The sequence below is a fragment of the Brevibacillus sp. FSL K6-2834 genome (assembly GCF_038592925.1).
Taxonomy (GTDB): Bacteria; Bacillota; Bacilli; order Brevibacillales; family Brevibacillaceae; genus Brevibacillus; species Brevibacillus borstelensis.
The window spans coordinates 1,995,760-2,008,397 of sequence record NZ_CP151945.1; the positions used below are offsets into that span (position 1 = coordinate 1,995,760).

The 12,638-nt window shown below is 50.7% G+C and carries 11 protein-coding genes; 9 read left to right on the forward strand and 2 right to left on the reverse strand.

Features of this window, described 5'->3' with window-relative positions:
• Positions 1 to 72 precede the first annotated feature (72 nt).
• The 4 genes from mltG to NST96_RS09825 all read left to right on the forward strand — a co-directional run bounded on the left by mltG (position 73) and on the right by NST96_RS09825 (position 4,485).
• A complete protein-coding gene (gene mltG, locus NST96_RS09810; RefSeq protein ID WP_051567355.1) occupies positions 73 to 1,164 on the forward strand; it encodes an endolytic transglycosylase MltG in 1,092 nt (363 codons plus the stop codon).
• Between the two features lie 67 nt (positions 1,165 to 1,231).
• Positions 1,232 to 1,867, forward strand: coding sequence for an O-methyltransferase (locus NST96_RS09815; RefSeq protein ID WP_003387526.1), 636 nt, complete (start codon positions 1,232 to 1,234; stop codon positions 1,865 to 1,867).
• A 66-nt stretch (positions 1,868 to 1,933) separates the two neighbouring features.
• Positions 1,934 to 2,575 carry a uridine kinase gene (gene udk, locus NST96_RS09820; RefSeq protein ID WP_003387525.1) on the forward strand — a complete coding sequence of 214 codons (642 nt, stop codon included), beginning with the start codon at positions 1,934 to 1,936 and terminating at the stop codon, positions 2,573 to 2,575.
• A 116-nt stretch (positions 2,576 to 2,691) separates the two neighbouring features.
• Positions 2,692 to 4,485 (forward strand): penicillin-binding protein 2, encoded by a 1,794-nt coding sequence (locus tag NST96_RS09825; RefSeq protein WP_342406173.1) that lies wholly within the window; start codon positions 2,692 to 2,694, stop codon positions 4,483 to 4,485.
• Here the strand turns inward: NST96_RS09825 and NST96_RS09830 are convergent.
• Positions 4,433 to 4,930 (reverse strand): Mov34/MPN/PAD-1 family protein, encoded by a 498-nt coding sequence (locus tag NST96_RS09830; protein WP_024983692.1) that lies wholly within the window; start codon positions 4,928 to 4,930, stop codon positions 4,433 to 4,435. The genes NST96_RS09825 and NST96_RS09830 overlap by 53 nt on opposite strands.
• A 183-nt stretch (positions 4,931 to 5,113) precedes the next feature.
• On the opposite strand from NST96_RS09830, the gene NST96_RS09835 reads away from it, so the two are divergent.
• The 5 genes from NST96_RS09835 to NST96_RS09855 all read left to right on the forward strand — a co-directional run bounded on the left by NST96_RS09835 (position 5,114) and on the right by NST96_RS09855 (position 10,980).
• Positions 5,114 to 6,181, forward strand: a complete 1,068-nt coding sequence (locus NST96_RS09835; protein WP_024983693.1) for an HD-GYP domain-containing protein — start codon at positions 5,114 to 5,116, stop codon at positions 6,179 to 6,181.
• 147 nt (positions 6,182 to 6,328) lie between these two features.
• Positions 6,329 to 6,895, forward strand: coding sequence for a GNAT family N-acetyltransferase (locus tag NST96_RS09840; RefSeq protein WP_003387520.1), 567 nt, complete (start codon positions 6,329 to 6,331; stop codon positions 6,893 to 6,895).
• 151 nt (positions 6,896 to 7,046) lie between these two features.
• Positions 7,047 to 8,747, forward strand: a complete 1,701-nt coding sequence (locus NST96_RS09845) for a methyl-accepting chemotaxis protein (protein WP_081607733.1) — start codon at positions 7,047 to 7,049, stop codon at positions 8,745 to 8,747.
• Between the two features lie 390 nt (positions 8,748 to 9,137).
• Positions 9,138 to 10,127, forward strand: a complete 990-nt coding sequence (locus tag NST96_RS09850; protein ID WP_172920815.1) for a hypothetical protein — start codon at positions 9,138 to 9,140, stop codon at positions 10,125 to 10,127.
• A 418-nt stretch (positions 10,128 to 10,545) separates the two neighbouring features.
• On the forward strand, positions 10,546 to 10,980 hold the full coding sequence (locus tag NST96_RS09855) for a sigma-70 family RNA polymerase sigma factor (protein ID WP_339167691.1): 435 nt from the start codon (positions 10,546 to 10,548) through the stop codon (positions 10,978 to 10,980).
• Here NST96_RS09855 and NST96_RS09860 read toward each other — a convergent pair.
• Positions 10,919 to 12,364: an IS1182 family transposase gene (locus tag NST96_RS09860; protein WP_024985259.1), complete on the reverse strand. Its 1,446-nt coding sequence runs from the start codon at positions 12,362 to 12,364 to the stop codon at positions 10,919 to 10,921. The genes NST96_RS09855 and NST96_RS09860 overlap by 62 nt on opposite strands.
• Positions 12,365 to 12,638 lie beyond the last annotated feature (274 nt).

A 12,638-nucleotide genomic window follows, 5' to 3' on the forward strand; every position in this document is an offset into this window, starting at 1 on the left:
TCGCCCGAGTGTGGCTTGCCGCAGAAATGGAGAAAGGCGCCACCAAGAAGGAGGACTCTTTTAGTGAATCCTATGTCAATCAAACACGACGACCAATCGAATTGGCCGCCGGTGCAAAAGCGGAGAAGGGGAGGCCGTTTTTTCCGTACAGTCGTCATCTTATTCCTGCTGGTGCTGCTCGGTACAGCAGGGTTGATCTACTACGTGTATCAGGGCTTGCAGCCAGTGGCCGGAGAAGCCGTTATAAAAGAAGTGCAAATTCCGTCCGGTTCATCCGTAAAACAGATTGGCCGCATTTTGCATGAGAATGGATTGATACGGAATCCCGATCTTTTCGCATACTATGTCAAGTACAAAGGGACAGGCTCCCGCTTGCAGGCCGGAGACTATCAGTTCCAGACAGGGCAAACGATCGATCAGATGCTGCAAGCGATGGAAGAGGGAAAAACCGTCGTCAATGCGATGCGCTTTACGATCCCGGAAGGCTGGAATGTAGAACAGATCGCTGATCACCTGGCCGAGAAAGGCTTGGTAGACAAAGCAAAGTTTCTGCAGGAGGTAAACCAGGGCAGCTTCCCCGAGTTTCCGTTCGTCGCTGCGATACCGCAAAAGGAAGGGCGCAAGCATCGCCTGGAGGGGTACCTGTTTCCGGAAACCTATGAGATCAAGAAGGAAGCCGATGAGCACGAGATTATTTCCAGGATGCTGGCCCAGTTCCAGAAAGAGTGGAAGCCGGAATGGACACAGCAGCTCACGAAGCGGAAAATGACCATCGATGAGGCGGTTACCCTCGCTTCCATTATCGAAAGAGAGGTCGTCGTCGACAAGGAGCGTCCGATCGTAGCCGGCGTATACTACAACCGGATGCGGGAAGGCTGGCTTCTGCAGGCGGACGCCACAGTCCAATTCGTGCTCGGAAAGCAGCGGGACAGAATTACGTATGACGACTTGAAGGTAGAAAGTCCGTACAATACGTATCTGCACCCAGGCCTGCCTCCCGGTCCGATCGCCAATCCGGGCAGAGCGTCGCTCGCTGCTGCCGTATCGCCGGAGAGCCATGATTACTTTTTCTATGTCACGAAAAAGGACGGCACCTCGGAGCATTACTTCTCCAAAACGCTGGCAGAGCACAACGCACTGGATAAAAAGAGCCGGGGAAAATAGCAGCGTATTCTGCTATTGCAATGGCTTTGTGATATAATAATTCGGTTGTAAAAAAGGGGGTGACGTGATGATAACCAATCCTGCGATCGACGAATATGTATCGGGACTGGTTCCCCCGCGTTCTCCATTGCTGCAGCGCATGGAAGCAGAGGCGCAGGCAGAAGGCATACCGATTGTGCAGTTGCCTACTGCCCAGGTGATGCGGTCTTATCTGCAGCTTCACCGCCCGGAGCAAATCCTCGAAGTCGGAACGGCGATCGGGTATTCGACGATCTGGATGGCCGAAGCGGCACCGCAAGCGCGGATTGTGACGATGGACATCGACGAGGAAAGACTGCATAGAGCGAGAGCAAACTTGAGCGAGGCAGGCGTTGCAGACCGGGTAGAGGTTCTTCTCAAAGACGCTACGACCGGCCTTCCGGATTCGTATCATTTCGATTGTCTGTTTATCGATGCGGCAAAGGGACAGTACCGTGCGTTTCTGGACCTGTATCTGCCGCTGCTGCGGCCGGGCGGCATGGTGCTGACAGACAATGTCTTGTTCCGCGGTCTTGTTGCCACTCCGGAGGAAGCCGGGAAAAGACTGCGTCCCATGGTGGACAAGCTGATTGGCTTTAATCACTATCTGGCCCAGCATCCCGACCTGGAAACTGCGTTTATCCCTGTCGGAGACGGTCTGGCTGTCAGTTTTAAAAAAAGATAACAAGCGACAAAGATAACCTCGAACAAAACTGTTGAAGAGGGCTGCATGAGGAAGGGGATATGAATCATGGGTCACCCCGTTGTGATTGGGGTAGCTGGGGGCAGCGGTTCCGGCAAAACTACAGTAGCAAGAGAATTGTACCGACAATTTCAAAATGACAGCGTCACGATGATTGAGCAGGATTCGTACTACAAGGATCAGAGCCACTTGAGCCTGGAGGAGCGGGTGCTCACCAATTATGACCATCCGTTTGCGTTTGACAATGACCTCCTGCTGGCCCAGTTGCAAGAGTTGATCGAAGGCAGAGCAATCGAAAAGCCCATCTACGACTTCAAGGTGCACAACCGCAAGCAGGAAACGGTACGGGTCGAACCGAAGGATGTCATCATTTTGGAAGGCATGCTGATTTTGGAGGACCCCCGGATTCGCGAGCTGATGGACATCAAGGTATTTGTCGATACGGATGCCGATGTGCGGATTGTCCGCAGAATCGTACGGGATATCGAAGAGAGGGGCCGCTCTCTCGAGTCTGTCGTGAGCCAGTATCTGGAGGTTGTCCGCCCGATGCATCTGCAATTTATCGAGCCTACAAAGCGGTACGCTGATGTGATCGTCCCTGAAGGCGGATACAACCGGGTAGCCCTTGATTTATTGTCGACGAAAATACGCGATATCCTGCTGGAAAAGCAGCAGGTGGCAAATCGCTGAAAACGAATGTCGGAAACGAAAACGACGTGCAGAACACGCCCATCATGAGGCGTGTTTTTTGTTTCCGCCGCCTTCATTCGGGACATACTGGATGGAAAAGGCTGGAGGGATGAGGGATGCAGCTGGAGCGGAGGATGAAAAGAAGACAATTCATTTTGTTGCTGGGAATGACTGTTCTATGGCTCGGCCTCGTCGCGAGGCTGTGGTGGATTCAGGTGGGGGCGGCTCACCGCTTTACAAAGAGAGGCATCGATCTGGTGAAAAACGCGGTGAAACAGAGGCAACAGAGCATCGTCCTTCACAGCGGCAGGGGAGATATCCTGGATCGAAACGGCTACCGGTTCACAGGAGAAGAGCAGCTGGCGCTGATCCTGTTTCCACTGGCCCGCGGCAGCTTGAAAGGGACCGACGGATTAAAACAGGTCGCTTCGATTGCAGGTGTGAGCGAAGAGCAGCTGAATGACCTGATGAAAAATGCAAAGGCTCCTGTGATGCTGAGAGATACGTCCAAACGCCTGGTGGCGCTTTCGGAAAAGCAGGCGGAGAGGATCAACAAGCTGGCGATCCCCGGGATTGTCTCATTGGCAGTAACGGAACGGTATCGGAGCGAAGAGGTTGCCAAACATGTGATCGGATATATCCACCGGAACCCGGAGCTGGTCCAATCGCTCTACCCGGATGAATGGAAGCAAGGGAAGAAAAATGCCGAGACTACGGTAGGGGCATCGGGTCTTGAAAGGAGCTTTGACAGGTTTTTGCAAGGAATCGAGCCATCTGTCCTGTCTTATTACGTGGATGGAGAAGGGAACCCGCTGCGAGGTCTGGATATCCGCTATACGAGTCAGCAAAACGAGTACTACCCGCTTTCGCTGCTTTCGACACTGGATGCCCAGATGCAGCGGAGCGTGGAGCGGATTATCGACCAGCGAGGCCTGAACGTAGGTTCAGTAGTCGTTCTGGACGTCTCCACTGGCGATGTTCTGGCGATGGCGAGCCGCCCCGCCTACGATCAGTCCAGGGTGGAGGCAGAGAAAGGGGATTGGCAAAATCGTGCGGTCAAGCAGCTTCCGCCGGGCTCGGTTTTTAAAACCGTAGTGGCTGCCGCCGCTCTTTCGGAGGGGATCATCTCGCCGACGGAACGGTTTCACTGCAGCGGCAGCTACGGCAAATACGGATTTTCCTGCTGGAAAAAGGAAGGTCACGGATCGCTGACAATGGACGAGGCATTTGCCCACTCTTGCAATATCGCGTTTGCAGAGATCGCCAAGCGGGTAGGCGGGGAAAAGCTGGAGGAGTATGCCCGGCGATTGGGATTGCTGACACAGGTAGGGGATCGTACAGCTCATCTGTTCAAACTGGAAGGCTTTCGCCAAATAGACGGCGAGGAAAAAGGGCGGGTCTATTTGGATGACGTGTCGCGAAAAGACGAAGGCGTATTGATTCAGACAGCAATCGGACAGCGAGATGTCCGAATGACCCCGCTGCAGATTGCCAATATGATGGCGACGATCGCCCGTGGGGGACAGCCGGGCCAGGCAAGGCTTGTACAGGAAATCACGTATAAAAACGGCCAATCGTTTTTTCGGTTTCCCGTTCAGTCCCTGGACGAAGCGGGAATTGATTATGTGACTGCCAAAAAGCTGAGAACACTATTGAGACTTGTGGTCACGAGCGGTACGGGGAAGCTTTTGAACAACAGCTCATGGCCGATTGCCGGCAAAAGCGGAACGGCTCAGACGGGAGCCGGGCATAACGAGAGAAACCATTTGTGGTTTGCTGGCTACGCTCCGGCTGACAACCCGCGCTATGCCATTTGTGTTGTTGCCGAAAATCAGCCGGTGTCGACCGGAAACAGGGCTATGGAGATTTTTCAAGACGTTGTTGAAGAAATTGCCGGTCGATCACTCTGAGATCCTTTACCTCGGAAAGGGTATCGCCAAGACTGTAGGCTCTGCCCTGCAACTGATTGCGCTTGTTTAGACCGACGATCAGCATGAAAGGGGAAGTGGACATGTACACAGACTGTGATGCCTTTTCCCAAATGGTCCGTCGATCCCCTTTGCTCGGGGACAATCGGCGAACCGTATGGCTGTGCCAATCTCCAATGTATTGCCACGGTCTGCGTCTTCGCTGTTTTCTCACCAGGTTGCGCAAATGCTGGTCGTCAAACATGATCGAGTGGGGCTGATGAATGGCTTTGGGACCAGGTCCGCTGGCATAGGTCACAAGCCATTCTTCTCTATCCTCGCTTATCGGATACCCCATCAGGACGCCGCCCGTCTCCAGATAGGGGTTTTTTCGTACGGCTTGCTCAATCTGCCGCCATACCTTTGGTGTGAGATACAATGAAGCCATTGCAGGAAAACCTCCTTCGCTGCAAATCCGATGCTTTTTATAAAGGCCGCCTCCTATCATATGACGAGATCAAGTCAGGTGACCCGGGTCAATTACCCATGTAAGGCAAAAAAAGGGTTGTAAGTCAAAAGGCGCTTTTCCTATAATTTAGGAAAAGAGTGTTGCAGGAAAGGTTTTGATCCTATGCCATTGGCTTCTGTTAATCTCTTGTTGGTTGGACGCGTCCTCGAAAAGGATTTGTATTCGCATAGCGGGATCCTCCTGCTGCAAAAAGGAACGGTTCTCACGGAAACGCATGTACAGCTTTTTCGCAAACAGCGGATCAATCATGTGCATATTACGGATCGCACCTGGTCCGAGGGGAACGGTGAAGAAATTTCTAATCAGCTGATGGATTTAGGGACGGATCAGGAAAGCGTGGCATTTTATTTGGAAGCGATGGAAGATACGCGCCGCTTGTTCGAAAGCGTTGAGCTGGAGCGAATGCCTCGGCTGGAGGAATTTACAGAAGCATTTCACAAAGTCGCCAATTGCACCAAAAAGCGAATGGGACTGTTTCGCTCCCTGTATGTACTTGAGGGAGCTGACAGCTATACATACCGCCATTCCATAAACGTCGGCATTCTCTCAACCTTGATAGCCCAGCTCCTCAAGTGGGACGACGAGCGCGTCAAGATCATGGGAGCTGCTGGCTTTTTGCACGATATCGGAAAAATGAAGGTTCCCAAAGAGATTTTGCTCAAGCCGGGGAAATTGACGGACGAAGAATTTGCCCAGATGAAGCAGCACACCGTCTATGGCTATGAGCTGATCAACGAGATGGAAGGATGCTGTGAAACTCTCTTGCTTTGTGCTCTGCTTCACCATGAGCGGCTGGACGGCTCCGGCTATCCGGAAGGAAGGACCAAGGAGAATATTCCGATTGAATGCCAGGTGCTTGCCGTTGCCGACATGTTTGACGCGATCTGTTCAGACCGTGTGTACAAGACCCGCACATCGCCCTTTGAAGCGGCCCAACTTCTGTGGAAATCGGCCTGTGAGGGGCTGCTCAACATTGAAATTGTTACCGTGTTTGTCCGCTACATTGCGCAGCTGTACGTCGGGGCCAGGGCAAGGCTGAATGACGGGGAAGAGGTCGAAATCATTCTCATTCATCAAGATGAACCGATGAGGCCGTTGGTCCGCAGGAAAAAGGAATTTGTTGATCTGCGAAACCACCGTTCGCTCACCATTGAAAAAATGATTGTATAGGCATTCGCCAGCAAGGAGGCGCTCTTTTTGAAAGAGCGTCTTTTTTCTATGGGATCGACCTTTTTTCATTGTTATGGCAAAATGGTATAGTATGTCTATACGTAGACAGAACACAGAGTTCTGACAGGGGAATGCAAGGAGGCAAACATGATACGATACGCGGCACCAGAGGACGCAAGTTGGGCGGCCCCTCTGATCTATGAAGCAATCGGGGATATTGCCCACACATTGACCGGAGCGGATAAACAGGATGAGGCCATTAAAGTCATGGAGCAGTTTTTCCGGGAAAAACAGAACCGGATCAGCCATGAAAATTGCATGATCGCCGTAGCCGAAGGGAAACCGGCAGGCCTTTTGATCAGCTATCACGGGAGCAGAACCGAGGAGCTGGACAGGCCATTTGCCAAGCGCTTGGAACAACTAACCGGAACAGCTCCCATCATCGTCAAAGAAGCACGCTCAGACGAATATTATCTCGATACGCTTGTCGTCGACCCGAATTATCGGGGAAAAGGCATTGGCACGCGGCTTTTGGCCAGTTTTGAAGAGGAAGCGATACGGCAGGGGTATGAACGGACAGCCCTGCTGGTGGAAAAAGACAATGTTCGCGCACGCCAGTTATACGAGCATATCGGGTATCAGATGGATGGCTCGTTGATGGTCAGCGGGCATTTGTACGATCATATGGTCAAAATGCTGGCAGTCCCGATCTAGGACGTTCGTGCAAAGGGCGTGGCCCCCGATTTTCCTGCAGGATCACGGGGGCTTTGTTTTATCTATCAATATATTGGTACTATCTTCCTTGTGAAAATTATGATAATTGGGTACTATGGAGTAGGGGTTTGTCTTGCATGATATACGGAGGATGATGAATTTGTCGCTGTCTATTCGCAACAAGTTATTGCTGGGATTCTTGGGTATCGTGCTCATGTTTGGGATTACAAATGGCGTTGCTTATTTATTTATCAAGCAGCTCAATGATTCCTATGCGGAACTGCTTGGCAAACGGGTCCAGGTTTTGGAAAATGCAAAAGAAATCCAAAACAGTGCTTCACGGGAAATTTCCACACTACGGGCCGTTCTGTTGGCCGAAGCGAATTCGGCCGGTACTATGGACGAAGCGATTGAAACTCTGGATGCCACGATCAAATCGACTGTTGAATTGGTTTCTACGGAGGAAGAAAAAACACTTTTGGAAAGCCTGCAGCGTTTGAATGACCAGTATAAGGAAAAGGCTGTCCAAGTCGAAAAGCTGATCGGCACCAATGATTGGGAGAACGCAAAGCGGGTCGCTCTCAACGATGCCATGCCAGTCTCCCGCGAAATCAGAAATTTGGCAAATTTGCTCGTGGACAATGAAAAGAAGCTGATGGAAGCGGAGACCTTGCAAAACAGCGAGCTGGTTGAGCAGATACGCAATACAATCAAGATCATCAGCTTGGTCGCCATTGCCTCAGCGATCGTCGTCGGCTTTTGGCTCTCCCGCCATATTTCCAAGCCGATCGTTCAGTTGACCGCTGCGGCAGAGCGGGTCGCAGCCGGCGATTTGACAGTTGCGATCGGGCGCGTCAAAAATCGTGACGAATTGGGCAAACTGGCGCAGGCCTTTGGGCAGATGGTGAAAAATCTCCGCACGCTGGTGACGGAAGTAGTCGGCAATGCGCAGCAGGTCGCCGCTTCATCCGAGCAGCTTACTGCCAGTGCAGAGCAGACCACTCAGGCGACCAACCAGATCGCGTCTGCTATTCAGGGAGTCGCTCATGGAGCCGAGGTACAGGGCCGCAGCGTAGAAGACAGTGTCCGTCTCATTACCGAGATGAATTTGGGCGTCCAGCGGGTAGCACAAACAGCAGCGAACGTAGCCGGGGTTTCCGTCGAGACGTCGAAAGAAACCGAGCGCGGCAATGAAATGATTCACAGGGTTATCGACCAGATGCAGACGATCAGCGATGCCGTCGGGCAAACTGACCAAGTGGTCAAGCGGCTGGAGCAAAGATCCAAGCAAATCGATGAGATCATCCAGGTCATTACCGGCATCTCCGATCAGACCAACCTGCTTGCTCTGAACGCCGCGATTGAAGCGGCACGGGCGGGAGAGCACGGTAGAGGCTTTGCAGTCGTGGCAGATGAAGTGCGCAAACTGGCCGAGCAGTCCAAGAACTCTGCCGAGCAAATCGCCAATCTGATCCGTGAGATTCAATCTGATACGTCCCATGCCGTTGCTGCCATGGAACAAGGACAGAAGGAAGTAGCCGCAGGTAGGGAGATTGTCGAAGAGACAGGAGCAGGCTTCCAGCGCATTTTCCACGCAGTCGAGCAAACCTCTGCGCAAATTCAGGAAGTGACCGCAGTCGCCGAGGAGATGACCGCCAGCTCCGAACAAATCAAGGCGTCTATCGAGGAGATGGCCCGAATTGCGGAGGAGTCGGCAGCCAATTCGCAAAATGTCGCATCCGTTTCCGAAGAACAGCTCGCCTCCATGCAGGAAATTGCGGCGTCTGCCGGGGCGTTGGAGAAAATGGCAGAGGAGCTGCGAACGCTGGTCTCGAGGTTTCGGGTGTCGTAGCATTCAAAGGCAGAAGGCCGCATCAGGCTAAGCGAAAAGCCTGAAGGCGTATATAGAGTACCACCAGGAGAGGACACTCGCGATACGCGCGAAGGGTCCTCTCTTTTTGTTCAGCCGCATCCATCGTTCATAACCGAATTTCACAGCCGGCCCAAAATGTCCATCCAGAACAGGTAACCGAACTGAGGGACATTGGTGAAAAGAAGAACTAGTCGGTAGGCCCCACAATGAGAAGAAACTCCCTCACAAGACCTGGTAGTATGGAACGAACCTGGGGATCTATGAGGAGGCACAGAGGCAGGATATGGTAGAATGATAGAAGCGCGCTGCGGCATATGTCATAGATGTGCCGACGCGAATAAAAAAGGAAGTAAAGGGGTCGCCGTACAAGTGAAAAAGAAACATGTGGTCATCATCGCTGCTTTACTGATACTGATAGCGGCCGGCTTTGCCGTATGGTCTTTTACCGCGGTTCGGCTCGCGGAGGGGTACGTGTACGAAGAGGAGAACCGGGTCCTGCACGCCAAGGTCATTCCGGGAAAAGAGAACGTAACCGTAGAACTACAGGAAGCGAAGGTTGAGACGATCGACGATCTCCCGGCAGTGACAGACACCACCTATATTTTTACAGGCTCTTTGGAAGAGGGGAAATTGTCACTGACTACACAACAGGGGCAAGCCGTTGCCGCAGCAGTGACGCCAGACGAGCTCGTCTTCCATGGGCAATGGCTGGAGCAGTATGAACCGGAAACGAAGCTTGTGGCGACACAAACAACGGCCTACAATGAAAAACTTGTGGCTTTGAATCAGCGGGTCAGCGAGAGAGCGGAGGATATCAAAAAGCAGCGGGCCGAGCAAAAAGCGAAGGAAGCGGCGGAATTGGCAAAAAAAGTGGAGCAGCTGACAAAGCTGGAGGCGGATATCGCTGAAAATGTGAAGTATTTGTCCGATTTGAACGTTTCCGAGGATCAGGCCATTTACGAACAGCACCTCGCAGATTTGCAGGCGCTCTCGGAGGAAATAGCGGCTTTGGGTCAAGACACAGGCATGTCAGAGGTAAAGTCATCCATGGTGGCCAGCATGAGCGCAGTTATGGATGGTATCCATGTGCTCGATGCAAGCATAGGGCAAAAGGCCAAGTCGATCAGCAATATTATCGAAATTATGCAAGGCGACTTGAATCAGGCTGAGGTATTGTGGAGTCAGGTAAAAGAGCAGATCGCCGACAAAGAAAACCGCACGAAAAAGTACAACGAAGTGGCTCAAGCCGGAAAGGAAGCGCTCGGGAAAGCAAAACAGGAGCTGGCGGCAGCGAATAAAATCTTAAACGGCTACAAGAGCAAGGCCGAGGGATACTACCGCAAGGCGACGGCGAATTGACGCATTCGATCCAGAAAGAGACGTCAGCTCTATGGATTAACCGGTTATCGGTGGAATTAAGAAATGACAAGCAGTGGCAAAAAGGAAGAGACACAGAAAGCAGACAGTACTGACAAGCAGGCTTATTTTGTCTTTCCTTACGATTCCGACAAGAAGACAAGACAAACCGATAATCCCAAGTAGCAAGGGAACCAAAATAAACCATATATTCTCGATGATGATGATATTCTCACCATGTCTGAACATGAGTATCCTCCTTTGCACAGTGACTCATCAGTGCTTGGCGAAGAAAGTGTCGTAGGTGCAAGCAAAGTGGAAACGATCATTTTTCCCTGCGGTTTCCCTGTACATGCACGAGTAGGCAATCGCCCACATAAGGATAGAAATAAGCGCATATCCTTCGTGGGAGGTGGCAAGCGTGTCCAGCATCTTTGCGGCGCTTTCTCTGTTTATCAAGGAAATCATGCTGTTCGTGGCCTACGTCAAAAACAATGCTTTTCCCCAACCGCTGCCTGACACGGAAGAGGAAAAGTACCTCCGGCTGATGGCCAAAGGCGACCCGATCGCCCGGAATAAGCTCATTGAGCACAACCTGCGGCTGGTTGCCCACATTGTGAAAAAATTTGAAAACACCGGCGAGGACAGCGAAGACCTCATTTCCATCGGAACGATTGGGCTGATCAAGGCCATCGAGAGCTACCAGGTGGATAAGGGGACAAAGCTGGCGACGTATGCAGCGCGGTGCATTGAAAACGAGATATTAATGTCAAAGGAGAGCCTAAGCTCTCCTTTCAGGTTGCAGACAAACTCCCTCGCTGAACGAACAGCAGAGGGAGTTTGTTTAATAATTTGATGAAAATACCGAAGGTGTTTTGATCGTTCACCTTTTGGCGACCTGATTTCCATAGCCAGGTCGCCATTTTTTTCAAGTTCATGGCAGCGAAAACAAGCATCGCCTGCATCGTGACCTTCTCCAGTCCTCGTAAGGTCGTCCAACGCATGCCATGCTTTTCCTTCATATCAGCGAATACACGTTCAATCGTTTCTTTCCGTTTGCTATAGATTTGTTTGTTTTCCTCGGTATGCCGGAGGTGGTCTACCTCTTCGAGGTAATCAGCCCAGATGTGGCGACTCACTCTCTTTGTGTAGTCTTTACTTTCCGTGCATTGTTTCAAGAACGGACAACTTCGGCAAACTTGAGAATTTGATCGATAGATACGGTACCCATCCTTGTTTGTTGTCTCATATGTTAAGATTTGCTCGTTCGGGCAGATGTAGCAGTCGAAATATTCATCATACACATATTCGTGCTTTTTAAAAAAACCTTCTTTGGTGCGTGGTCTTGTGTAGGGCATAACGGGGCGAATCTGGTCATCAAGGAGTGTTTTACTGATGTAAGGCGTCTTGTATCCCGAGTCCACTGCCACAGCTTGAGGCTGTGCAAACGTCTTTCGCACTTGATTCAAAACATCCTCAAAAACCTGACTGTCATGCACATTGCCTGGCGTTACCTTGGCACCAAGCACAAATCCATTTCGATCACATGCTGTATGAAAACTATAAGCAAATACACGTTCCTTTTCCCCTTTTACAAACAATCCGCAATCCGGGTCAGTTGTGCTGACTTTCACCTCCTTCTTCGAAGTTTCTGTCTTTTTTTCAAGGGGCTTCTTTCCATGTGCAATACGATCCTGATTGATTTCTTCGTCCAGCAGCTCTTGATATTTCTTCGCTTGTTCTTCAACGATTTCTTTCACGTATTTATGCTTATTCGCACTGGCTTTTACATGCGTAGCATCAATGAAAAGCACATCAGGCTTCACGAATCCATGATGAACCGCCTCCTCCAATATTCGAAGGAAGATCGACTCGAAGAGTTGAGTATCCCGAAAACGGCGAACATAGTTCTTGCCTAGGGTCGTGAAATGGGGAATGGGCTGACTGAAATCATAGCCAATAAACCACCGATAGGCAACATTGGTTTCGATCTCTTTAATCGTTTGTCGCATGGAACGAATTCCAAAAATATATTGGATGAAAGCAATTTTAACTAAGACTACAGGGTCAACACTGGGTCTGCCATTGTCATGACAGTAAAGGCTTTCCACCAAGTCATAGATGAACGAAAAGTCGATTGCATTTTCAATTTTTCTTACGAGATGATCTTCTGGCACCAACTCATCTAGCGAGAATGCAGATATCTGATAACGCCCTTCGGCCTCTTGCTTATTAAGCATAATGCCACCTCTAAAAAATAACTTTTGAAAACGTAACATGTTCTATATTCAACAAAAAAGCCTGCAGACCCTGTTCCTTACGGAACTTTGTCTACAGGCTGAAAGGAGAGCCTAAGCTCTCCTTTGTTTGTTATGTGCTTTGAATCTTTGGGAACTATTCATTACGCACTGCCTCTGTGAGTTCCTCCATAATTGAAGCAATCTCTTTTTCTCTGTCGTAGATGATGCTTTCACGACCAACTCCAACATAACAACTTTCTGTAGATATTCTTTT